Source organism: Sphingomonas suaedae (genome assembly GCF_007833215.1).
In the GTDB taxonomy this organism is placed as follows: Bacteria; Pseudomonadota; Alphaproteobacteria; order Sphingomonadales; family Sphingomonadaceae; genus Sphingomonas; species Sphingomonas suaedae.
The window spans coordinates 1979439-2002247 of record NZ_CP042239.1 but is presented as its reverse complement, the minus strand read 5'-3'; the positions used below and the strand labels follow the sequence as shown (position 1 = coordinate 2002247).

Sequence of the window (22809 nt, the reverse complement as noted above, 5' to 3'; positions counted from 1 at the left end):
GTGATGCACCCGCTGTTGCGCCACGAATGGGCGGTGCTGCGGGGCGAGGTCGCGCTGGCGCTGCCCGGTTGGCGCGATTGGCTGATGCTCGCCGTCATGGTTGCGCTGGCGCTGGCGCTATTGACCGGATCGGAAGCAGCCACCGCGTTGCGTGACAACCGGGTGGCAGCGCTTGTCGGGGCGGTTGCCGGATGGGCTGGCGTGCGCGCAGGACGGCGGCGGCTCGACCATCTTGCGCGCGAATCGGTGATTGCGTGGGCCGCGATCGATTCGGCCGGGCGGCGGTTTTATTGGGCTGCGGCCCTGTTCGGCGTCGCGCTTGTGCTGGCAGGTCTCGGGACGCTGGCCGGTGCGCCGGTCTTCCCGGCGATGTTCGCCGGGATGGCGGCGGGCGCGTTGGCTGCCGCGTCGCTTCCGTTGCGCACCCGTCTCGCACGGGCGGCTGCGGTGCCACCGCCCCGCGATCTCCGCAGGATGACGCCAGCCGATGCGGTCAGTGGCTATCAGGTTTTCGCCTGTCACCCGCACGGGCGGATCGTCGCCCCGTTGGTCGCGGCGCTGGCGAGCGTCGCGCTCGCGATAGCGCTGCCCAGCCATTGGAACCCCGCGCTACGCCTTGCCATTCCAGCGGGGTCGGTCGCGCTGGCGATGCTTGCCCTGATCCGTGTAGATGCCGAAATGGTCGTCTTCCTGGCTCGGTCGGGGCACGGCGCATGGCGTAGCGCGGGGCTGCATCTGCGTGCAGCCGCGTCTTACGCGGCGATCCTGTTACCGCTCCTGTTGCTCTGCGCACCGCACGCCTTCTGGTCCTCTGCGGGGGTGATCGTCGCGATTGCCATCGTCACGACGCTGCGGGTGTGGAGCTTCCGCGCCTATCCGAAACGGTTCGCCGACATGATGCTGCTGTTCGGCGGCGCTGGTGGGGCGGTGCTTGGGGCGAGCTTCCCGCCGCTGCTCGTGCCGTTCGTCGCGATCGCCGGAATTGTCCTGCTGCGCCGTGCCGCGCGCGCCACCTGGATCATGGCATGACCGAAGCGCTGGGCACGGCGGCATTGTCGGTGATGCGGGAGGGGGTGCCTGCCGTGCGCGACATTTCGCTCTCGATCGCACGGGGCAGCTGGTTCGGGCTGATCGGCGCCAACGGATCGGGCAAGACCAGCTTCCTGCGATCGGTTGCGGGGCGTCTCCCGGTGCACGACGGGACCGTGCGAATCGACGGCACGGATCGGACCGCCGATCGCGCAGGTCGGGCGGCAGCCATTGGCTACGCCCCGGATGCCGCGATGCTCCCCGCCGCGCTCACGGCCCGCGCGGTGCTGGGAATTGTCGCAGGCGATTCTGACCAGGCGCTGGCCGCGATCGGCGCCATTGCCGACGCACTGGTGCTAACCCCGCTGCTCGACCGTCGCGTTGGAACCTGTTCGGCGGGACAGCGCCAGCGCATCGCCATCGCCTGCGCGTTTGCGGCAGGGCAGGACATCGTCATCCTCGATGAGCCGTTCAACTGGCTAGATCCGGTCGCGGCCTATGACCTGCGCCACGCGCTCGCCGCGCGGGTGGGCGAGGGGCTGACCCTGGTCACGGCGCTCCATGACCTCGCCACCCTCAGCGGCGCCTGTCAGGCCGGGGCGCTACTGGCCGAAGGACGCGTCGCGTTCGAACTCGACGCCGCCGCCCTTGCCGGTGCGCGCACCGACCCCGCAGCATTCGAAGCGCAGACCATTGCGCATCTGCGCGGTCAGGCGGCGAAGGTCTCCGCGTCGACGGCATAGAGGGCGTCCGCGCTCGCCACCGCCGCCGCCTTCATTCCCATCGCTTCGGGCACGATCTGCGTCACATAGAAGGTCGCGGCAGCGCGCTTCATCGCCAAAAAGGCGGAATCGCCCTGCGCCTCCGCGGCGATCCGTCCTTGCGCTTCCATCAGCCAGCCGCACACGGCGGTCGATAGCATCGTGAGGAACGGGTAGCTCCCCGCCAGCCGGTCGTCGACCTGGGCCTCCAGCATGTGCCGCGCGACATCCGCGCACGCATCGATCAGCGCGATCAGTCCTTCGCCCTGCGCCTCGTTCCGCATCTGGTCGATCAGCGCGAACAGCGCCGCCCCGCCATCGCCCGACAGCTTGCGCCCCACCAGATCGGCGGCCTGGATTCCGTTGGTACCCTCATAGATTGGCGTGATGCGCGCATCGCGGAAATGTTGGGCCGCGCCGGTTTCCTCGATATAGCCCATGCCCCCATGCACCTGCACGCCGATGCTGCTGACTTCACAGCCGATATCGGTGCCATGCGCCTTGGCGAGCGGGGTCAGCAGGTCGAGCCGCGCCTTTGCAGCCGCGTCCCCCGCATTGGCGCGATCGACCTGGGCGGCTGCGAGATAGACCAAAGCCCGCGCCGCCATCGTCTGCGCCTTCATCCGCATCAGCATCCGGCGGACATCGGGGAATTCGACGATCGTCGCGGGCTTGCCGTTGCGGCTGCCCTGCACCCGATCGCGCGCATAGGCGACCGCCCGCTGGGTCGCGCGCTCGGCGACCTGCACGCCCTGCAGTCCTACGTTCAGTCGCGCATTGTTCATCATCGTGAACATCGCGCGCATCCCGCCCATCTCCGGCCCGATCAGCTCGCCGATACAGTCGCCATTGTCGCCGAACGACAGGACACAGGTGGGGGAGGCGTGCAGCCCCATCTTGTGCTCGATCGATACCACCCGGACATCGTTGACGTCGCCCGGGTTGCCGTCGGCATCCAGCCGGAATTTGGGCACCAGGAACAGCGAGATTCCCTTGGTCCCTGCGGGCGCATCGGGGGTGCGGGCGAGGACGAGGTGGACGATATTATCCGCCATGTCGTGATCGCCGAAGCTGATGAAGATCTTGGTCCCGCTGATGCCCCACTTGCCGTCAGCGCGCGGCTCGGCCTTGGCCTTGAGCGCCCCCACGTCCGACCCGGCCTGCGGCTCGGTCAGGTTCATCGTGCCGGTCCATTCGCCGGTGGCCAGCCTGGGCAGGTACGCCGTCTGCTGCTCGGGCGTGCCATGATGCGCCAGCGCCTCGATCGCGCCGACATTGAGCGTCGGGCAGAGCGCGAAGCCCATATTGGCGGTGCCGAGCGTCTCCAGCACCGCAGTCGCTAGCGCAAAGGGCAGGCCCTGGCCTCCGAACGCCTCAGGCGACCCGATCGTCCCCCAGCCGCCCTCGACATACGCCTGGTACGCAGCGCGATAGCCATCGGGCATCACCACGCCGTCCGCCGTCCATTTGGCGCCCACCGTGTCGCCCGCCCGGTCGAGCGGCGCCCATTCGCCCGCCGCAAACGCGCCCGCACCCTCCAGCACTGCATCGACAATGTCATCCTCGACACCCAGCTCAGCGATGCGCGCGACATGGTCCAGCACGAAACGCTGTTCGGCGATAGCGGGGGTGAAGCTCATTTCGTCCTCTCTCTTGCGGCGCTTTTGCCAGCGCTATAGCCATCGGAAATGACCGCGCCAAATCCCCGCATCTTACCCTACGGCGAGGCTGCCATCGCCGAAGGCGCCGCCATCATCGCCGCAGGCGGATGCGTCGCGACTCCGACCGAGACGGTGTACGGACTCGCCGCCGACGCTACCAATGCGGAGGCGGTGGCGGGCATCTATGCGGCCAAGGGAAGACCCAGTTTCAACCCGCTGATCGTCCATGTCGCCGATCGTCGCGCGGCCGAAGCCATCGCGATGTTTGACCGCGACGCGCGCGCGCTCGCCGACGCTTTCTGGCCCGGCCCGCTGACGATGGTCCTGCCGCTGCGCCCGGACGCGCCGATTGCGGGTCTGGTCACGGCGGGGCTATCGACTGTTGCGATCCGTGTTCCGCAGCACCGCGCGATGCAGGCTTTGCTGGCGGCCACCGGCAAGCCGCTCGCCGCGCCCTCCGCCAATGCCAGCGGCACCCTCAGCCCGACCCGCGCTGCGCATGTCGCAGCCTCGCTCGCCGGACGCATCCCGCTCATCATCGACGACGGTGCGACCAACGGCGGGATCGAATCGACCATCGTCGCGCTCGGTGGCGAACCGCGCCTGCTCCGCCCCGGCCCGGTCGCCGCAGCGGATATCGAGCGCGAGATCGGGCGCTGGCTGGGCGGGGCGGGGGAGGCGATCGAGGCTCCCGGCCAACTCGCCAGTCACTATGCCCCGCGCAAGCCGCTGCGCCTCAATGCCACCGCCGCGCAGGACGGGGAGTGGCTGATCGGCTTTGGAGCGGTGGCCGGTGACGACAGCTTGTCGAACACCGGCGACGTGACGCAAGCCGCCGCGCGCCTGTTCGACGCGCTCCATCGCGCAGATGCGGGGGATCGCGCAGCGATCGCGGTAGCACCGGTGCCTGAGGAAGGCGTGGGCATCGCGATCAACGACCGCCTCCGTCGCGCCGCGACGCGTTAAGTCTTTACACTTGCGCAACGATCCGTAGTCTCCCGCTGCCGCGTAGCTGGCGTGTCGAGACACGATGGCGGGAGAGCGTGATGACCAATGTGCAACGGGGCCTGGCCGAATTGATCGGAACGTTCTGGCTGGTCTTTGGCGGTTGCGGCAGCGCGGTGCTGGCGGCAGCGTTTCCGGAGGTCGGGATCGGGTTGCTGGGCGTCAGCCTGGCCTTTGGCCTGACGGTGCTGACCATGGCCTATTCGATCGGGCATATTTCGGGCTGTCACCTCAATCCGGCGGTGACCATCGGCCTGTGGGCGGGCGGGCGCTTCGCCGGTAAGGACATTCCGCTATACGTCATCGCCCAGCTGGTCGGCGCTGCGGTTGCGGCGTGGCTGCTCTACATGATCGCAAACGGCGCACCGGGTGGCTATGATCTGGCGGGCGGACTCGCGGCGAACGGCTATGGCGCGCATTCGCCGGGCCAGTTCAGCATCGAAGCGGCGCTGACGATCGAGGTCGTGCTGACCTTCGTCTTCCTGCTCGTCATCATGGGATCGACCGACAGCCGCGCCCCTGCGGGCTTCGCGCCGATCGCGATCGGGCTGGCGCTGACCCTGATCCATCTCATCTCGATCCCGGTAACCAACACTTCGGTCAATCCCGCGCGCAGCACGGGCCCGGCGCTGATCGTGGGCGGATGGGCGATCCAGCAGCTCTGGCTGTTCTGGCTGGCCCCGATCGTTGGCGGGGCGCTGGGCGGGGTCGCTTACAAGCTGCTGGGCGCCGATGCCGGCAAGCGGCCGCCGGTCGAGGGCGGGCCGCTCCCCACCGCGGAAGCATGAGCGGGGCGGGGGCTCACGCCCCCGCTTTGGCCTTCAGCCTTTCGGCAAAGCTCTTGCGCAGCTTGTTGAGCTTGGGCGGGATGACGCCCAGGCAATAGGGGTTCCGCTGGCCTTCGCCTTCCCAGTAATTCTGGTGATAATCCTCGGCCGGCCACCAGGTGTCGGCATGTTCGATGGTGGTGACGATCGGCGCGGGCCATTCGCTTGCATTGCGCTCGATCCCGGCGCGCGCCGCAGCTTCCTGCTCGGGCGATTGCGGGAAGATCGCCGAGCGATATTGCGTGCCGACATCGCCGCCCTGACGGTTGAGCGTCGTCGGATCATGCGTCGCGAAAAAGATGTCGAGCAGATCGTCATAGCGGATCTGCGCGGGGTCATAGGTGACCTTCAGCGCCTCGGCATGGCCTGTGTCGCCGCCGCACACCGCCTTGTAGGTCGGGTTGTCGACATGGCCGCCGATATAGCCGCTCTCGACCGACTCGACGCCGATCAGGTCCTTGAATACCGCCTCCACACACCAGAAGCAGCCGCCCGCCAAAATCGCGGTTTCGGTAGTCATTGCCGTCAACTCCTTGCTACGAACGGCAAGATAGGGTTGTGCGGCGCGGCTAACTAGGGGCCAATCAAGGGGATCAACGGGAATGCGCGACGGCACGGTGATGGTGACGGGCGGGGCAGGCTATATCGGTAGCCACGCAGTGCTCGCGCTGCTCGATGCGGGCTGGCGCGTCGTGGTGCTCGACAATCTCGTCACCGGCTTCGACTGGGCGGTCGATCCGCGCGCGACTCTGGTGGTCGCCAATATCGCCGATGATGAGGCGGTGCGCGGAGCGATCCGCGAACATGGCGTGACCGCGATCATGCACTTTGCCGGGTCGGTGGTGGTGCCCGAATCGGTCAGCGATCCGCTCAAATATTACCGCAACAACACCGCTTCCAGCCGCAGCCTGATCGAAAGCGCGGTGGTTGAGGGCGTGAAGCATTTCATCTTCTCCTCCACCGCCGCCACCTATGGCATCCCGGAAGTCGTGCCGGTGCGCGAGGATGCGCCGAAGCAGCCGATCAACCCTTATGGCATGTCCAAGCTGATGACCGAGATCATGCTGAAGGACGTCGCGGCCGCCCATCCGATCAACTATTGCGCGCTTCGCTACTTCAACGTCGCGGGTGCCGATCCGCAGGGGCGCAGCGGCCAGAGCACGGCGGGTGCGACGCACCTTATCAAAGTCGCGGTCGAGGCAGCGACGGGGAAACGCGACGGCGTATCGGTGTTCGGCACGGACTTCGCGACGCGCGACGGCACCGGTGTGCGCGACTATATCCATGTCGCCGATCTCGCCGCGGCGCATGTCCACGCGCTCGACCTGCTGATCGCCGATCCCGACACCAGCCATACGCTCAATGCGGGCTATGGACGGGGCTATTCGGTGCTCGAAGTGCTCGATGCGGTCGATCGCGTGACCAATGTGACGATCGAGCGCAGGATGGAGGGGCGCCGCGCGGGGGATCCCGACGAACTGGTCTCGGACAATCGCGCGATCCTCACTGCGCTGCCCTGGCGGCCGCAATATGACGATCTCGACCTCATCGTCCGCGACGCACTTGCATGGGAGCGCAAGCTGGCCGAGAGACGGGCGGAATGATCGAACTGTTCCTCTCCGCATTCGCGATGTTGTTCGTGGTCATCGACCCCCCCGGCTGCGCGCCGATCTATGCGGGGCTGACCAACGGCGCGCGTCCGGCTCAGCAGCGCGCGATGGCGATACGCGCGGTGATGATCGCGACTGCAATTCTTCTCGTCTTCGCGTTGGTGGGCGAAGCGCTGCTGCGCACGCTCGGCATCAGCCTCAGCGCCTTTCGCATCGCCGGCGGGATCATGTTGTTCATCATCGCGCTCGAAATGGTGTTTGAGAAGCGGCAGGAGCGGCGCGAGGATCGGGCGACCAAGATCATGGACACGCCTGAGGTCGAGGACGTGTCAGTCTTTCCGATGGCGATGCCGATGATCGCGGGGCCGGGTTCGATCGCGACGATCATGCTGCTCGTCTCGCGCGCCGAAGGGCCGGGGCAGACGGCGGCGGTATTCGGCGCACTGATCCTGGTGCTGCTGCTGACACTTGGAGCGCTTCTCGCGGCAGGGCCGTTGATGCGGCTGCTGGGCGCCAAGATCGAGGCTGTCATCACGCGGCTGCTCGGCGTACTGCTCGCGGCGTTGGCGATTCAGTTCGTGATTGACGGGGTGAAGACCAGCTTCGGGGTCTGAATCCCCTCTTCCCCGCATTGCAGCAGAAATTTCGGAACGAAAGCGTTCCGATTGCTTTATCCCTGATGATGTCTGACTCCGCGACGATTGCCGCGGCGGCCTCCCTTGCGCCGCCCCCTCCCGACCTGTTGGCTGGTGCCAGCCTGTTCCTTGATTTCGACGGCACGCTCGTCGAGATCGCGCCGCGCCCCGATGCGGTGGCGGTCGATGCGCGGCTGCGGCGGCTGATGGCCGCGCTGACAACGCGCCTCGCCGGACGGATTGCGATCGTCAGCGGGCGCGGGGCTGAGGAGATCGATGCGCTGTTCGGCGGCGCAGGCTTTCCGATCGGCGGCAGCCACGGCGCCGAATTGTTCGGTGTGGAGGGCGCGGTCGAACCGGAACGTCCGATCGCGCTCGATGCCGTGCTGGAGCGGTTGAACCGGTTCGCCGCCGACCGCCCCGGCGTGCTGGTCGAGGCCAAACCGCTCGGTGCCGGGCTGCATTTTCGAGGCGCCCCCCAGGCCGAATCGGCCTGCCGCGCACTGGCTGAGCAGTTGGCGGAGGCGAGCGGTCTCACGCTTCAGGAGGGGAAGATGGTGTTTGAGTTGCGCGCGCCGGGTGACAAGGGCCGGGCGATCGCGGCGCTGATGGCGATGCCGCCCTTCGCCGGGTCGCGGCCGTTATTCCTGGGGGACGATCTGACCGACGAGCCGGGCTTCGCCGCCGCTGCCCGTCTGGGCGGGGCGGGGGTGCTGGTCGGCGCGCTCCGCGCCACCTCGGCGACCTATCGCCTGCCCGACGTCGCCGCCGTGCTGCGCTGGCTCGATGCCGCTGCCGGAGGGGCCGAATGACCGTCAATCTCGACCTGTGGCCGATCGGCAATTGCCAGGTGAGCGCGCTGATCGATCGGGCGGGCCGCTTCGTCTGGGGCTGTGTGCCCAAGGTGGATGGCGACCCGTTGTTCGCGTCCCTGATCGACGGGCGCGATCCGCGATCGGCCGATGCCGTGGGCCTGTGGGCAATCGATCTGGAGGACTGCGCCTCGATCGAGCAGCATTATGTGACAAACACCCCAATCCTGATCACGCGCATGACCGACAGCAATGGCAGCGCGATCGAGATCACCGATTTCTGCCCGCGCTTCGAACGGCTGGGGCGGATGTATCGCCCGGTCGCATTCGCGCGGATCGTGCGCCCGGTGTCCGGCTCGCCGCGCATCCGCGTGCGGTTGCGCCCGACGCGCAACTGGGGCGATCCTGCGGTGCTGACCACCGCAGGGTCGAACCATATCCGCTATCTGCTCGACGGGATGCAGTTGCGCCTGTCGACCAATGCGCCGGTCGGCCTGCTGCTCGACGAGCATTGCTTTCGCGTCGAGCGCACACTGCACTTCTTCCTCGGCCCGGATGAGAGTTTCTCGGGCAATATCGCGACCACGGTCGACGAGATGGCGGACTATACCCGCTATCACTGGCAAAACTGGTCGCGCGGACTCGCCACGCCGCTGGAATGGCAGGACGTGGTGATCCGCAGCGCGATCACGCTCAAGCTGTGCCAGCATGAGGAGACCGGCGCGATCGTCGCCGCGCTCACCACCTCGATCCCCGAACATGCCGATTCAGGACGCAATTGGGACTATCGCTACTGCTGGATCCGCGACGCCTATTACACCGTCCAGGCGCTCAACCGAGTCGGCGCGCTCGATGTGCTGGAGGGCTATCTCGCCTATCTGCGCAACATCGTCGATCAGGCAAAGGGCGGGCATATCCAACCGCTCTATGGCGTGCAGGGCGAAGCGGTGCTGGTCGAGAATGAGGCACCGCGTCTGGCGGGGTATCGCGGCATGGGGCCGGTGCGCGTCGGCAACCTTGCCTATGAACAGGTTCAGCACGATGCTTATGGCCAGATCATCCTGTCCAACGTGCAGGCATTTTTCGACCAGCGGCTGTTCCGCATGGCGGGGCGCGAGGATTTCGAGGCGCTGGAGCGGGTCGGCGAACGTGCGGTCGAACTGTTCGACAAGCCCGATGCCGGGCTGTGGGAACTGCGCACGCGGCAGAGCGTCCACACCTATTCGGCGGCGATGTGCTGGGCGGCGTGCGACCGGTTGGCCAATGCGGCGCAGCGGCTGGGCATGGAGAGCGAGCGCAGCGTGTGGCAGGAGCGCGCGGACCGGATGCGCCGCACGATCGAGGAAGCCGCATGGCGTCCCGATACCAACCGCATGTCAGCGACGTTCAGCGGCGACGATCTCGACGCCAGCCTGATCCAGCTGCTCGACATGCGCTTCATGGCGCCAGATGACGAGAAGTTCCGCGGAACCCTTGCGGCAGTCGAGCAAGGGTTGCGGCGCGGAAGCCATATGCTACGCTATGCAACCGAGGATGATTTCGGCCTGCCCGAGACCGCCTTCAATGTCTGCACATTCTGGTTGATCGAAGCATTGCACTTCACCGGCCGGGATCAGGATGCAAGGCAATTGTTCGAAGAGATGCTGGAGAGGCGCACCGCCGCAGGTCTTCTGTCGGAGGACATCGATCCGGTGAGCGGTGAACTATGGGGGAACTATCCCCAGACCTACTCGCTTGTCGGCATGATCAACTGCGCCGTCCTGTTGAGCAAACCGTGGAGCGCCATCCGATGAGCCGCCTGATAATCATTTCAAACCGTGTTTCGGCCCCCAAGGAATCGCATTCCGGCGCGCAGGGCGGCCTCGCGGTCGCGCTACAGGCGGCGATCCGCGAATTTGGCGGCATCTGGTTCGGCTGGTCGGGCGAGACGGTCGATCATTTCACCGGTCATATCCATTTCCAGCGCGCGCAGGGCGTGACGACCGCGACCCTCGACCTGGAGGAGCAGGATATCGAGGAATATTATAACGGCTATGCCAACCGGACGCTGTGGCCGCTCTTCCACTATCGCATCGACCTGGCCGAATATGAACGCGGGTTCGCCGGCGGCTACAAGCGGGTGAATGAGCGGTTCGCGGATACGCTGCGCCCGCTGGTCGAGAAAGACGATGTGCTGTGGGTACAGGACTACCACATGTTCCCGCTGGGCCAGGAATTGCGCGACCGCGGCTGCAAGAACCGGATCGGTTTCTTCCTTCACATCCCATGGCCCCCCAGCAGATTACTCGCGACGCTCCCCGAAGCCGAAGCGTTGGTCGAGACGATGTTCGCCTATGACCTCGTGGGATTCCACACAAAGGAATGGCTCGACTCCTTCCGCCATTACGCCACGCATGAACTTGGCGCAGAGGAAGAGGGCGACGCGCTGACGTTCAAGGGGCGCACGCTGCGCCTGATCGTCGCCCCGATCGGAATCGATACCAAGGAGTTCGTCGAGGGCGCGAATGGCCCCAAGGCGCGGCTGGCGCTGCGCAATATGCGCGACAGCGCGGTCGGGCGCGACATGATCGTGGGCGTCGATCGACTCGACTATTCAAAGGGACTGGAAGAGCGGTTCCACGGCTATGAGCGGTTTCTGAGCGAGCATCCCGAGGAGCGCAAAGAAGTATTCATGCTGCAGATCGCTCCGCCTTCACGTGGTGCGGTCGAGAGCTATCAGAAGATCCGCACCAAGCTCGAAGGGCTGTCGGGGCAGATCAACGGTGCCTATGCCGATGTCGACTGGGTGCCGATCCGCTACGTCAATCGCGGCTATCCGCGCGACGTGCTGGCGGGCATCTACCGCGCGGCGCGGATCGGTCTCGTGACCCCCTTGCGCGACGGGATGAATCTGGTGGCGAAGGAATATGTCGCGGCGCAGGACCCGGAGGATCCCGGGGTGCTGATCCTGTCGCGCTTTGCCGGAGCGGCGGCGCAGCTCAAGGAGGCGGTGCTGGTCAATCCGTTCAGCGCGGACGAGGTGTCCGACGCGATCATGCAGGCGCTGCGCATGGACCTGGGCGAGCGCAAGCGACGCTGGCGCGCGATGATGGACAATATCGAGCAGGAAGACGTGGTGTGGTGGCGCAAGCTGTTCACCGACGCGCTGATGGGTACCGATGGTTCGACGCCGATCCCGGCGGATAACGATATCGCCGCCGCCTAGGCGGTGAAGATCGCGCCGTCGCGCACTTCGAGCGGCCAGGGGTGCAGCGCCGATCCGGTACACGGGCCGCCCACGCAGACGCCATCGTCGATGCCGAACAGCGCGCCATGCCAGCTGCACTGGATCAGGCTCTCGTCGCCAGTCAGATAGGCGTCGAGTTCCTGCGCCAGCGGCAGCCCCATATGCGGGCAGCGATCGACATAGCCCGACACGCTGTCGCCGCTGCGTACCGCGAAGCCGTGGAAACGCCCGGCCTTCATCTCCAACACGAAATTGCGCGCGGCACCGTCCGCGATGAGGTCGAGAGGGCCGAGGCGGACGCCGGGCGGGGTGGCGGTGAGGCGTTGCACTAATTCCTCCCCTGAGCTTGCTCAGGGGAGGGGGACCGCCCGCGCAGCGGGGGGTGGAGGGGCGGCGGTGAAACCGCCGTCTGCGACGGCGGCCCCTCCACCACCGGCCTGCGGCCGGCGGTCCCCCTCCCCGAGCAAGCTCGGGAAGGAAGGATCACGGCAGCTTCGCCTTGGGGAAGCCCGCCCAGGCCGCGTCATAGTCCGGCTGCGCCGTCTCCAGCGCGAACTGCGTCGGGCGATAGGGCCAGCAGGTTTCGACCATGAATGCCATCGTGCCGTCGATCTTGTGTGGTTTGAGGTCCGCGTTGCTCGCCCCCTCCCAGCTCGCGACGTCGGGGCCATGGCCTGCCATCAGATTGTGGAGCGACAGCCCGCCGGGAACGAACCCGTCGGCCTTGGCGTCATAGGCGCCATGGATCAGCCCCATCGCCTCGCTCATCACATTGCGGTGGAACCAGGGCGGGCGGAACGTGTCTTCGGCGACCATCCAGCGCGGCGGGAAAATCACGAAATCGGCATTGGCGCGGCCCGGGACGCCGCTTGGCGAGGTCAGCACCGTGAAGATCGATGGATCGGGATGGTCGAAGCTGACCGTATTGATCGTGTTGAACCGCGACAGATCGTAGCGCCATGGGGCAAGGTTGCCGTGCCAGGCGACGACGTCGAGCGGGCTGTGGCCGATGGTGGTGGCCCAGAGGGTGCCGAGCGACTTCTGGATTACCTCGAACGTCTCATCACGATCCTCGAACCACGCGGCAGGCGTCTCGAAATCGCGCGGGTTGGCGAGGCCGTTGGCGCCGATCGGGCCGAGATCGGGCAGCCGGAACAGCGCGCCGTGATTCTCCGCGACATAGCCCCGCGCCTCGCCATCGGGGAGCAGCGCGCGAAAGCGGACGCCGCGCGGGACGAGGGCGATCTGACCGGGGGCGATGTCGATCCGGCCCATCTCTGTAAGCAGCGTCAGCCGTCCCGCTTGGGGAATGAACAGCAGCTCGCCATCCGCGTCGAGGAAGACGCGGCGGTCCATATCGGCATTGGCGGCATAGACATGCACCGCGACCCCCTCCAGATCGGCGGGATCGCGGTTGACGAGCATCGTCGTCATGCCATCGATCAGGTCGGTGCCCGGGGCGAGATCGGCGATCGGCCGCCAGCGGAGGCGATTGGGAGCGAGCGGCGCGTTCGACGTGCCCGGTGCGAAGCGTGTCGCTCCGTCATAAGCGGTGAAGGGCGGATGTTCGGCGCTGGGGCGCATCCGATAGAGCCATGACCGGCGATTCTCGTGCCGCGGCGCGGTAAAGGCTGTACCGCTCAATTGCTCGGCATACAGGCCATAGGCGGGACGTTGCGGCGAATTGCGCCCGATGGGAAGCGCACCCGCCACTGCCTCGGTCGAAACATGGTTGCCGAATCCGGGAAAATAGTCGGTCATGCGCTGGACCCTAAAGCCTGATCGCCTCAGCGAGTAGTCGGATGAGGGGGCGGTCTATGGCCGCCTCCCCCATCCTCCTGCGTTCCTTCCCCCTTCGGAAGGTATGGGGCCGGTTGTCCCGGCTCTCCTCTCCAACCTCGTCAAGCGTCGACTTGGATAACGCCTCTACGGATTTGATCGAGTTCGATCGACTCAAAAAGTGCCTGGAAGTTTCCGTTGCCGAACCCTTCATTGCCCTTGCGCTGGATGATCTCGAAAAAGATCGGGCCGAACATGTTTTCGGTGAAGATCTGCAGCAGGATGCCTTCGCCGGTTTCCACCGAGCCGTCGATCAGAATGCGGTTCTTGCGCAGCCGCTCTAGGTCCTCGCCATGACCGGGCACGCGCTTGTCGACCAGCTCGTAATAGGTCTCGATCGTGTCCTGCAGCTTCACGCCGCGCGCCCGCAGCCGCTCGACCGTGTCGTAGATATCCGGGGTGGTCAGCGCGAGATGCTGGATGCCCTCGCCCTTATATTCGCGGATGAATTCCTCGATCTGGCTCTTGTCATCCTGGCTCTCGTTCAGCGGGATGCGGATCGCTTTGTCGGGGGCGATCATCGCCTGGCTGAACAGGCCCGTCGCCTGCCCTTTGATGTCGAAATATTTCTGTTCCTCGAATCCGAACAGCGTCTTGTAGAACTCCGACCACACCCGCATCTGGCCGCGCCGGACGTTGTGGGTGAGGTGGTCGAGCAGGTCGAGACCGACATTGTTTTCGGCCTCCGCCTGCTGCCAGCCGGGGATCTCCGCCCAATCGGCATAAAGGTCGATGCCGTCCTGGATGAAATAGAGGTACGAGCCGCCGATCCCCTCGATCACCGTATCGTCCTCGATCGTCCGCTTCGCGCCATGCGCCAGCGCCCATTCCATCGCCTTTGCCGGATCGGACACGCGAAACGCCATCGCGCTGGCCGAGGCCCCATGTTCGTTGCGGAACTGAGCGACGCGGCCGTCAGCATCGCGGTTGAGCATCAGGTTGATGCGCCCCTGCTTGTAGCGCGTGATGTTCTTGGTCGGATGCCGATGCGACGCGACGAAGCCGAGCTGTTCGAACTGGCGCGCCATCGCCGCCGGATCGGGCGAGGTGAATTCGACGAATTCGAAGCCGTTGAGGCCGAGCGGATTGGCTGGATCTGTCATGCTCGCACACTAGCAAAATGCCGATTTAGTGTCAATTGATACTATCTTGCGCAGAGTTGTTACTCCGAAAGAAATATGACTATAGTCATTTATGACTCGAGTCGGAATTCGCGAACGCAAGCGCATCAGCACCCGCGCCCGGATTCTGGAATCGGCGTGTGATCTGTTCGCCGCGCGGGGGATCGATGCGGTGACGGTCGATGAGATCGCCGTCGCCGCCGATGTGGGCAAAGGCACCGTCTACAATTACTTTTCGGCGAAGGAGGACATCGTCGTCGCCTTCCTGGTCGAGATGGACCGCAAGGCGCTCGATTCGATCGCATTGCTCCCTGCCGACGGAATGAGCATGAGCGAGGCGCTGGATGCGGCGGCATGGTGCCTGCTTGAGGAAAAGGCGCCCTATCGGGGCTTCGTCCGTGCCTTCATGGCACGTGTCTTCGCGGCTGATCGCTTCGCCTATGAACTGACCGAATTCCAGGCACAGCTTGATGAAACGCTCGGTGCACTGTTCCGCCGACTGGTTGGTCAATCGGAAACGAAGGCCCCTGTTTCGATCGAGGAACAGGTGATGTCGTTCAAGACGATGCATTTCGGGATCAGCGCCATCTGGGTGCTGGAAGGTCCGCCTTTTGCCGCGGCGCGGATGCTTACGCGGCGGCACATGACATTGCTCGCGAAAGGACTGGAATGATGATGGTCGCGCTCTATCTGTTGCTTACGCTCGCGGCGATGACGCTCGCTGGCTATGCCTCCCCGGCGCGGGGCCGCACGCTTATGATCGCGCTGCTGGTGCTGGCCTGGGTCGTGGGGCAGTTCAACACGCTGATCGAGGCAGTGGTGTTCAGCGTCATGCCGTTGCGCGATGCACTGCTCGCTCTGGGCGTGATGCTGCTGGTGCTGGCGCTGTTCGCGGCGCTCGTGGTGACGGTGTTCGGCAAATGGCGCGGCGAGGGGCCGGCGCCGGTGGCGCTGAGGGTAACGCCGCTGCGGCTGCTGGGCGTGGTTGCGGCCTATATCGCTCTCTATTTCGCTGCGGGGACGATCGCCTGGCCCCATCTCGCGCATTTCTACACGCCTGAAATGCTGCCGCCGCAATGGCTGGTGGCGGCGGTTCAGGTACCGCGCGCGCTGATCTTCGTCGCGGCGGCGTGGCTGTGGCTTCGCACCGGTCCCCGCGCTGCGCCGCTGGTGTTGGGATTCGCCTTTTCGGTCATTGGCGGGATCGCGCCGCTGTTTCCCGAAAACCCCTACATGCCGGGCGACGTTCGGCTGGTGCATGGGATCGAGGTCGGGACGTCGAACTTTCTGTTCGGCGTGATCGTCGCGTGGCTGATCGGGGCCGGGCGGCGCGCGGAGGTGGCCTGAGGCCGAGCCGTCTCCTCTGTCGCGTAGCGGACCGGCCTTTCGTCAGCCCTTGTCGCTTGTTAACCTGTGGGTGTGGATGAAAGCTTGGCCGGGAAAGGGGAGTAACCGGATGCAGCTGTTCCGTTATCCGGTCGCGATGGCCGTACTTGCGCTGTCAGCCACGGCGGCACAGGCTCAGGTCCAAGTCGAGATGCGTAACCCGAGCGATGGGTTCACCGCAGCTTTCGAGGCTGGCGACCTGCGCAAAGCGCTTCCGCTGATCGAGCCCGATGCGAAGGCGTGCATCGCCGCAGCGGGCGGCATCGCGGCGGAAAACGAGAAGCTGTGGCCGTGCACGCTGCTGATGGCCTATTACGGCTCGGCGCTGGCCGAAGGCGGGCGATCGATCGAAGCGGTCGGTGTGTCACGCCGCGCGGTCGAACTGGCCGCCGATTTCGGGACAGACAGCGAATTGTCGCTGGTCGCGAATTTCTTTTTCGGGCTTACGCTGGAACGGCAGGGCCGGAATGCCGAGGCGGAGGAGCCGTTTCGCATCGCGCTGGAGGGGGCTGAAAAGCTGCTTGCCGACGACCCCGCGCTCGCCGCCTATGTCGCGCGTCGCGGCAACAATCTGGTAATGATCGGGCGCTTCGCGGAGGGGCTGGTGCTGGCGGAGCGCGCGATTGCGATCGCCGGGGATACCGTCGACGGCAATTTCTTTCGGTTGACTGCGGCCAATGCGCTGATAGCGCTGGGACGTCTGGGAGAGGCCGAGGCGACGTTGCGTACCGGAATCTCCCGGCTCAACGCGTTGGCGGGCGCTGCTTCGCCCGAAGTCACGGCTTTGCAACAGTCGCTTGCGCTGTGCCTCGAAAAATCGAACCGCACCGATGAGGCGATCGCGCTCTGGCGTCAGACCCTGGCCGCGCGTCGGGCGCAGGGCGGACCCGATATATCGGACAGTCTGACCGGATTGGGCGTCGCGCTGATCCGTGCGGGCGACATGCGCGAGGCGGAAACGGCGCTGCGCGAGGCGCTGGCCATCCGGCTGCGCTATTATGGCGAGACAAGCAATCTCACCGGGCTCGCCTATTCGAACCTTGGACTGGTGCTGTTGGAGACCGGCCAAGTCGATGAGGCTGCGAACATGTTCGGTCGCGCAATGAACGTGCTGAATGCGAGCGGGGCGCCAGTCCTGACGAACTGGTCACGGTAATGACCAATCTGGCGACCGCGCTGATGCGAACCGGCCAGACCGAGTCATCGGCAACGATGCAGCGCCAGGCGCTCGAAATCGCAATCACAAGTTTCGGTCCTGACCATGCTCGGACCGGGCTGCTGCGCAACAATCTGGCTACGGCGCTTCTCAAGCTCAGACAGTTCGACCAGGCGATCGCATTGCTCGAGGCCAATTACGAAGCGATGCGAAAACTTGGCGCAGAGGGCCTGCAGTTGCGGGCGATGTCGGCCGGCAATCTGGGTGGCGCGCTCGCCGAAAAGGGGGATGCTGCTGCGGCGCGCATCTGGCTTGCGCGTGCCGATGCCGAAACCCGTGCCGCGTTCCGGCCCGATCACACGCAGCGGATCAATACGGCCTGGTTGTACGGACAATTTCTGCTCCGGCAGCGCGCCGAACTGCCGCTCGCACGGACCCTGTTGCGTGATGCCGGGCGACAGGTTCTGGTGCGCGCGGGCGGCAGCCGGGACTTTGACGCACGAGCGCGGCAGGAACTGAACGGCTTCACGGTCGTGTTCCGCGATCAGGTTCGCGCCGCTTGGCGATTGAGCAGGCCCGATGCTTGACCACGACCCTGTCTGAACCTGACCGTCGCCTTCACCTGAACCAAATGACAGGAATGGGGTGTCGTCAGTCAGTTTCCGGATGGTCCATGACTCCCCACAAGAACAGTTCTTTCACCCGCCGCACGCTTGGCTGGTTTCTCGCCGCCGCTTTGTGTCTCGGCCTCGCTCTCCCGTCCACCGCGCAGGCGGCGGCGATGCCCGCCTCGGTCGAAAGCCCCGCACCCACGCGCGGCGAAACCGCGATCGAGCGCGCGATGAAGGCCGTGGTCGCGATCAGCCCGCAGGACGAGGCGGCGCGCAAGCAGAATGGCGATAGCGAGGCGGCGGGCGGTTCGGGCTTCGTCATCGACGCTTCGGGCCTGATCCTTACCAACGCGCATGTCGTCGCCAAGCTCGATACGGTCGAAGTGACCTTCTCAAATGGCAAACGCTACAAGGGCAAGGTGATCGGCCGCGACGGACGCACCGATCTGGCATTGGTAAAGATCGAGGCCGAAGGTCCGCTCCCGGTTCTCAAATTCGCCAAGTCCTCGAAGCTGCCATTGGGAGCGAAAATCTTCGCTTTGGGTAATCCGATGGGCAATCGTTTCTCGGTTACTTCTGGGATCATAAGCGGTTATGATCGTGCTTACGACGTCGCGTGGCCGGTGAACTTCATCCAGCATGACGCGGCGTTGAATCCTGGGAATAGCGGGGGGCCGCTGATCACCGAGGAGGGGGAAGTGATCGGCATCAACACGGCGACACCGCCGGAAACCATCTTCGATATCGGCATCGGCCTGGCGATTCCGGCCGAACTCGCCGCCAGGATCGCCCCCAAGCTGCTTGCCGACGGCAAGGTGGTGCGCGGACGGCTGGGCGTCACCGCGAGCAGCGCCGATGCGGGCATGGCCGAGGCGTTGGGCGCCCCGGGCAAGTCCGGCCTGATCGTCGATGCGGTGTCGAAGGGTGGCGCGGCGGAACGCGCGGGCCTCAAGATCGGCGACCTGCTGCTGAGCGTCGAGGGGCGCAGGCTGGAGGTGGTGCGCGACCTGTCGATGGCGCTGATCGACACGCGCCCCGGAGAGAGGGTCAAGGTTCAGGTCATCCGCGACGGCAAGCCGGTGGAACTCGCCGTCGCGCTGGAATCGGATGACGACACGGCGGGCGAGCGCGGCAAGGTCGCGGCGTTGTCGATGGATCTGGGCGGCGATGCGCAGGGCGGCTTCGTGCTCGGATTCGAATTCAAGACCGGCCCCACCGGCAAGGTGCTGGTCGGCAAGGTAGAGGAGGCATCGATCGGTCAGATGTACGGTTTGTATGAAGGTGACGAACTGCTGGCGGTGGACGGGGTCGCGATGCGCGATCCGGCCGCAGCGATGGCGGCGATTACGGGCTCCAAGCGTGACGTGTCGGTGCTGCGCATCCAACGCGCCGGACAGGGGACGCTGCATGTCGCGCTGCCGCTGAGCGCCGAGGCCGCGAAGGCCCGGCGGCCTGGCGTCCCGCGCCGCTTCCCGCGGGGGCCGCTCTGATGAGCGCGCTCAAGCTGGACGCGGAAGCCGCGCAGAATATCGCCGATACCTTCGCGGGATGTCGCGCGCTGATCCTGGAGGACGAGATCGGCGCCGAGATGAAGACGGCGCTTGAGGATGCCGGGTGCGAGAGCGTTGACCTGTTCGAGACCGGTGACGCGGCGCTCGCCGCACTGGGCGAGCACGCCTATGACGTGCTGGTGCTCGACCGGATCAATCCGGGGATCGAAGGGCTGGAAGTGCTCGATCGCGTGCGCCGTCGCCCCAATGGCCTCAAGACCGATCCCGATGTCCCCGCGCTCGTCTATTCGCTGCTCGGTGGCGAGGAACAACGCATCCACGGCCTGATCGCGCGCGGTGCGGACGACTATGTCCCCAAGCCCGCGACGAGCGAGGAACTGGTCGCCCGGGTCGCCGCGCAACTGCGCCGCCGCAAGCCGACGATGCGGTCCAAGGGCTGGACCTGCGCGCCGCTGGAGATCGATCCCGATACCAAGGAGGCGCGCTGCAACGGACGGTTGCTGCAACTGACCAGCCGCGAGGCGGACATCTTGGTCGAACTCTACAAGGAGCGCGGCAATCCGCTCAGCCAGTCGATGCTGTGGGACCGCTGCTGGATCGGCAAGGGGTGGAGCCACTTCCCCGAGGAGTTCGCCAACACCGTCGATCAGGCGATCAAGCGGCTGCGCAAGTCGCTCAAGCGGCAATGTCCCGACATCCCCGATGATTATCACCCGCTGGTGACCAACATCTGGGCTCAGGGGTTCGCGCTGCGCAATCTTGCCGGGCTGGAGGGCGGGCGCTGACCCGGATGTTTCGCTGGCTTCCGCTTCGTACGACCTTCGTCATCGGCGCGCTTGCGGCGGTGGCGCTGGTCGGGCTGACCCTCGGCCTGCTCCAGATGGTGTCGGCGAACGCCCGCGATCTGGCGATGGTGCGCGCGCAGGCCGATGCGGCGGTGCTGACCAGCAAGATCGCCAGCCTGCCGCCCGCCATGTCGGCGGAGGAGCGCGATGCGGATATACTGACGATGATCGCGGCGCGGGCGATGGAGGCGACCGATGGCGGCCGCTGCGACAGCGGCGAGCGGGCGCGGGCGCTGTTCCTGTATCGCGGTGGGGAAGGCGGGCTGGTCGGTACGCCGCAGCTCGCCTGGCCCTCGGGCAGCGGCGAAGTCCAGTTCCGGGTTCCGGCGGGGACCGCGTGCCAGCGCGCCGACACGGTCGCCGTCGGTACGATCGAGGATCTGGGCGAGGGCCGCGCCTTTCTGAGCGCGCGCATCTTCAGCCCCGATCCGCGGCTGGTGACGCGCGCCTATCTGCTTGCGGCGGGCGTGGGCCTGGCGTTTCTGCTGTTCGCCGGGCTGCTCGCCTGGGCGCTGATGCGCGGGTGGCGCACCCGACTGGATGCGTTCAACGCGCTGCTCGATCGCGCCGACCGGACCGGTTTTGCCGAGCGCGCGCCCGTCGATGATGCGCAACCCGAATTTCGCCTGCTCGCCCAGCATCTGAACGCGTTGCTCGCGCGGTCGGAGGACATGATCGGCGGGCTGCGGCGGCTTCACCGCCATGTTGCGCACGATCTGCGCGGGCCGGTGATGGTGGCGCGCAAGCATCTCGACGCGCTGAATGAGAAGATACCAGGCGAGCCGTTGATCGCCGATGCGGATGCGAAATTGCTGACGGTCGACAAACGCTGCCGGATGCTGCTCGGCATCATCGATGCGGAAGTGTCGCGCCGGACCGAGGCGGACAGCGTCGATCCCGGCGCGCGCATCCGCCAGCTGATCGACGACATGTTCGTCTATCTGGGCGACGACAAGGATCTGGAGTTCGCGCTGGAGGCACAGGATGCGCGCGTGCGCGTCGCGGCCGACCTGTTCGACCGGATGGTCGAGAATATCATGGGCAATGCGGTCAAGTTCGCCAACCCGGGATCGACCATTCGCTGCACGGTGACGCGCGTAGGCGACACCGTCGGGATCGCGGTCGAGAATGACGGGCCGGGGATCGAGCAAAGCAAGATCGAACGGATTTTTGAGCCCGGCTATTCGAGCGGCGGTGCGGACAGCCATGGCCTGGGTCTGGCATTCGTCCGCACGGTCGCGCTCCGCGCAGGCGGCAATGTACAGGCTTATAATCGCGCTGGCGGATTTCGTATCGAAATCACGCTGCCGGCGCTTGTCGAAGACATGATCGCAGGATCGGGGAAAGGGGAATGATGAAGAGCAAGGTGCATTCGGGGCTGCTGGCGGGAGTGGCGGTGCTGGCGATGATAGGCACGTCGATGCCTGTGCTGCCCGCAGCGGCACAGACCGCGCCGTTCGACAGCGCGCGCGGCGTCTATTCCTACGCGCGCGACCTCAAGGCCGTGGCGCCGAGCGTGGTCAAGGTCATCGTGCTGGGCCAGAAACAGGCCGAGCGCTCCGGGCAGGAGGACGACCCGTTTCGCGGCCAGTCGTCGGCGCAGCGTCCTCCTGCGCAGGGCGCACCGCAGCCGATCGGAAGCGGATCGGGCGTCATCATCGATGCTGCGCGTGGCGAGATCCTGTCCAACAACCACGTCGTCGAGAAGGGGACCGCGTTCAAGATCCAGCTCTATGACGGTCGCGTGGTCGATGCCGAAGTGGTCGGCCGCGATCCGCAGACCGACATCGCGTTGCTGCGCGTCAAGGCGAGCGGGCTGCGTGCGATCCAGATGGGCGACAGCGGGTCGATCGAGGTCGGCGATCTCGCCTTTGCGATCGGATATCCCTTCGGTTTCGACCAGACGCTGACCATGGGCGTCATTTCGGGCCTGGGCCGCACCGGAATCGGCGACGGGCTTCAGGATTTCATTCAGACCGACGCTGCGGTGAACAGCGGCAATTCGGGCGGCGCCCTGATCGACAGCCGGGGACGGCTGATCGGCATCAACACCGCGATCTGGTCCAAATCGGGTGACAATAGCGGCATCGCCTTTGCCGTGCCGATCAACATGGCGATGGCCGTCGCCGATCAGTTGCGCCGCAACGGCACCGTACGGCGTGGCCGGATCGGCGTGACGGTCGGGCCGGTAACCGTCGAGGCGGCGGCGGGCGGATCGACACGCGGCGCGCTGGTCGCCGAAGTGTCGCCCGATGGCGCGGCGGCGCGTGCGGGCCTGCGGTCCGGCGACATCATCACATCCGCCGATGGCCGGGCGATCGAGGGGCCGGGCAATCTGACCGCGATCCTGGGCGTGCTCGAACCGGGCAAGACGATCGCGCTCGGCTATCGCCGTGGCGGCCAGACCGGCACGGCACAGGTGCGGGTCGAAGCCCCGCGGCCGGTTCAGGTCCAGCGCCCGCCGAGCGGCAGCAGCCAGGGCCTAGCGGCGCTTGGCGCCACCTTCCGCGATGTCAATGCCAGCGATCGGCTGCCCGCGCAGGTTCGCGGTGCGGTGGTCGCGAGCCTTCAGCCCAATTCGCAGGCTGCGCGTTCGGGACTTCAGACCGGGGACGTCATCGTCGGCGTCAATGGCGAGCAGGTGCAGAGTGCGGCAGAGCTTGCCCGGGCGTTCCAGAACATCGCCGGTGGCGCAATATTGTTCGTCGCGCGCGGAAATAGCCTGATCCAGTTGCGGCTGGAACGGTAACTCATGGGCGGCGGGATCGCCCCGC

At 66.1% G+C, this 22809-nt stretch carries 22 protein-coding genes; 17 read left to right on the top strand and 5 right to left on the bottom strand.

Annotated elements, in window-relative coordinates; genetic code table 11:
* The first annotated feature begins 3 nt into the window (after window positions 1-3).
* Window positions 4-1029, top strand: coding sequence for a hypothetical protein (locus FPZ54_RS09490; protein WP_145846673.1), 1026 nt, complete (start codon window positions 4-6; stop codon window positions 1027-1029).
* The gene (locus FPZ54_RS09485) at window positions 1026-1772 is read left to right on the top strand and encodes an ATP-binding cassette domain-containing protein (RefSeq protein WP_145846671.1); all 747 of its coding nucleotides are present in this window, start codon (window positions 1026-1028) and stop codon (window positions 1770-1772) included. Before FPZ54_RS09490 ends, FPZ54_RS09485 begins: the two co-directional genes overlap by 4 nt.
* Here FPZ54_RS09485 and FPZ54_RS09480 read toward each other — a convergent pair.
* Complete coding sequence (locus tag FPZ54_RS09480) at window positions 1739-3430, bottom strand: acyl-CoA dehydrogenase family protein (RefSeq protein ID WP_145846670.1); 1692 nt, start codon at window positions 3428-3430, stop codon at window positions 1739-1741. The genes FPZ54_RS09485 and FPZ54_RS09480 overlap by 34 nt on opposite strands.
* A gap of 48 nt (window positions 3431-3478) precedes the next feature.
* Between FPZ54_RS09480 and FPZ54_RS09475 the strand changes: the two genes are divergently transcribed.
* Window positions 3479-4417 carry an L-threonylcarbamoyladenylate synthase gene (locus FPZ54_RS09475; protein WP_145846668.1) on the top strand — a complete coding sequence of 313 codons (939 nt, stop codon included), beginning with the start codon at window positions 3479-3481 and terminating at the stop codon, window positions 4415-4417.
* An 80-nt stretch (window positions 4418-4497) separates the two neighbouring features.
* Window positions 4498-5244 (top strand): aquaporin Z, encoded by a 747-nt coding sequence (aqpZ, locus tag FPZ54_RS09470; RefSeq protein ID WP_145846666.1) that lies wholly within the window; start codon window positions 4498-4500, stop codon window positions 5242-5244.
* Window positions 5245-5257: 13 nt separating this feature from the next.
* Here aqpZ and msrA read toward each other — a convergent pair whose 3' ends face one another.
* Window positions 5258-5803 (bottom strand): peptide-methionine (S)-S-oxide reductase MsrA, encoded by a 546-nt coding sequence (msrA, locus tag FPZ54_RS09465; protein ID WP_145846665.1) that lies wholly within the window; start codon window positions 5801-5803, stop codon window positions 5258-5260.
* 82 nt (window positions 5804-5885) lie between these two features.
* On the opposite strand from msrA, the gene galE reads away from it, so the two are divergent.
* The 5 genes from galE to otsA all read left to right on the top strand — a co-directional run bounded on the left by galE (window position 5886) and on the right by otsA (window position 11545).
* Entirely contained in the window at window positions 5886-6887 is a 1002-nt protein-coding gene (gene galE, locus FPZ54_RS09460; protein ID WP_145846662.1) for a UDP-glucose 4-epimerase GalE, read from the top strand.
* Window positions 6884-7507 carry a MarC family protein gene (locus tag FPZ54_RS09455; protein ID WP_145846660.1) on the top strand — a complete coding sequence of 208 codons (624 nt, stop codon included), beginning with the start codon at window positions 6884-6886 and terminating at the stop codon, window positions 7505-7507. The genes galE and FPZ54_RS09455 overlap by 4 nt, the downstream gene beginning before the upstream one ends.
* Before the next feature lie 68 nt (window positions 7508-7575).
* Entirely contained in the window at window positions 7576-8340 is a 765-nt protein-coding gene (otsB, locus tag FPZ54_RS09450) for a trehalose-phosphatase (protein WP_145849684.1), read from the top strand.
* Window positions 8337-10133, top strand: a complete 1797-nt coding sequence (locus tag FPZ54_RS09445; RefSeq protein WP_145846658.1) for a glycoside hydrolase family 15 protein — start codon at window positions 8337-8339, stop codon at window positions 10131-10133. Before otsB ends, FPZ54_RS09445 begins: the two co-directional genes overlap by 4 nt.
* Window positions 10130-11545, top strand: coding sequence for an alpha,alpha-trehalose-phosphate synthase (UDP-forming) (gene otsA, locus FPZ54_RS09440; protein ID WP_145846657.1), 1416 nt, complete (start codon window positions 10130-10132; stop codon window positions 11543-11545). The genes FPZ54_RS09445 and otsA overlap by 4 nt, the downstream gene beginning before the upstream one ends.
* On the opposite strand, the gene FPZ54_RS09435 is transcribed toward otsA, so the two are convergent.
* The 3 genes from FPZ54_RS09435 to hppD all read right to left on the bottom strand — a co-directional run bounded on the left by FPZ54_RS09435 (window position 11542) and on the right by hppD (window position 14508).
* Complete coding sequence (locus tag FPZ54_RS09435; RefSeq protein ID WP_239019787.1) at window positions 11542-11895, bottom strand: Rieske (2Fe-2S) protein; 354 nt, start codon at window positions 11893-11895, stop codon at window positions 11542-11544. The genes otsA and FPZ54_RS09435 overlap by 4 nt on opposite strands.
* A 154-nt stretch (window positions 11896-12049) precedes the next feature.
* Complete coding sequence (hmgA, locus tag FPZ54_RS09430) at window positions 12050-13327, bottom strand: homogentisate 1,2-dioxygenase (protein ID WP_145846655.1); 1278 nt, start codon at window positions 13325-13327, stop codon at window positions 12050-12052.
* A gap of 140 nt (window positions 13328-13467) precedes the next feature.
* Window positions 13468-14508: a 4-hydroxyphenylpyruvate dioxygenase gene (hppD, locus tag FPZ54_RS09425; RefSeq protein WP_145846653.1), complete on the bottom strand. Its 1041-nt coding sequence runs from the start codon at window positions 14506-14508 to the stop codon at window positions 13468-13470.
* 91 nt (window positions 14509-14599) lie between these two features.
* Here hppD and FPZ54_RS09420 point away from each other — a divergent pair, with 91 nt between their 5' ends.
* The 8 genes from FPZ54_RS09420 (at window position 14600) to FPZ54_RS09385 (ending at window position 22784) form a co-directional block, all read left to right on the top strand.
* Entirely contained in the window at window positions 14600-15199 is a 600-nt protein-coding gene (locus FPZ54_RS09420; RefSeq protein ID WP_145846651.1) for a TetR/AcrR family transcriptional regulator, read from the top strand.
* Window positions 15196-15873, top strand: coding sequence for a hypothetical protein (locus tag FPZ54_RS09415; RefSeq protein ID WP_145846650.1), 678 nt, complete (start codon window positions 15196-15198; stop codon window positions 15871-15873). The genes FPZ54_RS09420 and FPZ54_RS09415 overlap by 4 nt, the downstream gene beginning before the upstream one ends.
* Window positions 15874-15982: 109 nt before the next feature.
* Window positions 15983-17068 (top strand): tetratricopeptide repeat protein, encoded by a 1086-nt coding sequence (locus tag FPZ54_RS09410; protein ID WP_186456986.1) that lies wholly within the window; start codon window positions 15983-15985, stop codon window positions 17066-17068.
* Entirely contained in the window at window positions 17068-17655 is a 588-nt protein-coding gene (locus FPZ54_RS09405) for a tetratricopeptide repeat protein (RefSeq protein ID WP_145846646.1), read from the top strand. The genes FPZ54_RS09410 and FPZ54_RS09405 overlap by 1 nt, the downstream gene beginning before the upstream one ends.
* 86 nt (window positions 17656-17741) lie before the next feature.
* On the top strand, window positions 17742-19169 hold the full coding sequence (locus tag FPZ54_RS09400; protein WP_186456985.1) for a trypsin-like peptidase domain-containing protein: 1428 nt from the start codon (window positions 17742-17744) through the stop codon (window positions 19167-19169).
* Window positions 19169-19975 (top strand): response regulator transcription factor, encoded by an 807-nt coding sequence (locus tag FPZ54_RS09395; protein WP_145846642.1) that lies wholly within the window; start codon window positions 19169-19171, stop codon window positions 19973-19975. Before FPZ54_RS09400 ends, FPZ54_RS09395 begins: the two co-directional genes overlap by 1 nt.
* Before the next feature lie 5 nt (window positions 19976-19980).
* On the top strand, window positions 19981-21390 hold the full coding sequence (locus FPZ54_RS09390; RefSeq protein ID WP_145846641.1) for a sensor histidine kinase: 1410 nt from the start codon (window positions 19981-19983) through the stop codon (window positions 21388-21390).
* The gene (locus FPZ54_RS09385) at window positions 21387-22784 is read left to right on the top strand and encodes a trypsin-like peptidase domain-containing protein (RefSeq protein WP_145846639.1); all 1398 of its coding nucleotides are present in this window, start codon (window positions 21387-21389) and stop codon (window positions 22782-22784) included. The genes FPZ54_RS09390 and FPZ54_RS09385 overlap by 4 nt, the downstream gene beginning before the upstream one ends.
* Window positions 22785-22809: the final 25 nt, after the last annotated feature.

What these genes read in the sequence shown, in the direction of transcription:
- FPZ54_RS09455 (WP_145846660.1), top strand. Translation starts at nt 6,884, where the DNA reads ATGATCGAACTGTTCCTCTCCGCATTCGCGATGTTGTTCGTGGTCATC.
- msrA (WP_145846665.1), bottom strand. Translation starts at nt 5,803, where the DNA reads ATGACTACCGAAACCGCGATTTTGGCGGGCGGCTGCTTCTGGTGTGTG.
- hmgA (WP_145846655.1), bottom strand. Translation starts at nt 13,327, where the DNA reads ATGACCGACTATTTTCCCGGATTCGGCAACCATGTTTCGACCGAGGCA.
- FPZ54_RS09385 (WP_145846639.1), top strand. Translation starts at nt 21,387, where the DNA reads ATGATGAAGAGCAAGGTGCATTCGGGGCTGCTGGCGGGAGTGGCGGTG.
- FPZ54_RS09420 (WP_145846651.1), top strand. Translation starts at nt 14,600, where the DNA reads ATGACTCGAGTCGGAATTCGCGAACGCAAGCGCATCAGCACCCGCGCC.
- FPZ54_RS09400 (WP_186456985.1), top strand. Translation starts at nt 17,742, where the DNA reads ATGACTCCCCACAAGAACAGTTCTTTCACCCGCCGCACGCTTGGCTGG.
- FPZ54_RS09490 (WP_145846673.1), top strand. Translation starts at nt 4, where the DNA reads ATGCACCCGCTGTTGCGCCACGAATGGGCGGTGCTGCGGGGCGAGGTC.
- hppD (WP_145846653.1), bottom strand. Translation starts at nt 14,508, where the DNA reads ATGACAGATCCAGCCAATCCGCTCGGCCTCAACGGCTTCGAATTCGTC.
- otsB (WP_145849684.1), top strand. Translation starts at nt 7,576, where the DNA reads ATGTCTGACTCCGCGACGATTGCCGCGGCGGCCTCCCTTGCGCCGCCC.
- FPZ54_RS09410 (WP_186456986.1), top strand. Translation starts at nt 15,983, where the DNA reads ATGCAGCTGTTCCGTTATCCGGTCGCGATGGCCGTACTTGCGCTGTCA.
- FPZ54_RS09415 (WP_145846650.1), top strand. Translation starts at nt 15,196, where the DNA reads ATGATGATGGTCGCGCTCTATCTGTTGCTTACGCTCGCGGCGATGACG.
- aqpZ (WP_145846666.1), top strand. Translation starts at nt 4,498, where the DNA reads ATGACCAATGTGCAACGGGGCCTGGCCGAATTGATCGGAACGTTCTGG.
- FPZ54_RS09480 (WP_145846670.1), bottom strand. Translation starts at nt 3,430, where the DNA reads ATGAGCTTCACCCCCGCTATCGCCGAACAGCGTTTCGTGCTGGACCAT.
- otsA (WP_145846657.1), top strand. Translation starts at nt 10,130, where the DNA reads ATGAGCCGCCTGATAATCATTTCAAACCGTGTTTCGGCCCCCAAGGAA.
- FPZ54_RS09485 (WP_145846671.1), top strand. Translation starts at nt 1,026, where the DNA reads ATGACCGAAGCGCTGGGCACGGCGGCATTGTCGGTGATGCGGGAGGGG.
- FPZ54_RS09445 (WP_145846658.1), top strand. Translation starts at nt 8,337, where the DNA reads ATGACCGTCAATCTCGACCTGTGGCCGATCGGCAATTGCCAGGTGAGC.
- FPZ54_RS09395 (WP_145846642.1), top strand. Translation starts at nt 19,169, where the DNA reads ATGAGCGCGCTCAAGCTGGACGCGGAAGCCGCGCAGAATATCGCCGAT.
- FPZ54_RS09405 (WP_145846646.1), top strand. Translation starts at nt 17,068, where the DNA reads ATGACCAATCTGGCGACCGCGCTGATGCGAACCGGCCAGACCGAGTCA.
- FPZ54_RS09390 (WP_145846641.1), top strand. Translation starts at nt 19,981, where the DNA reads ATGTTTCGCTGGCTTCCGCTTCGTACGACCTTCGTCATCGGCGCGCTT.
- galE (WP_145846662.1), top strand. Translation starts at nt 5,886, where the DNA reads ATGCGCGACGGCACGGTGATGGTGACGGGCGGGGCAGGCTATATCGGT.
- FPZ54_RS09475 (WP_145846668.1), top strand. Translation starts at nt 3,479, where the DNA reads ATGACCGCGCCAAATCCCCGCATCTTACCCTACGGCGAGGCTGCCATC.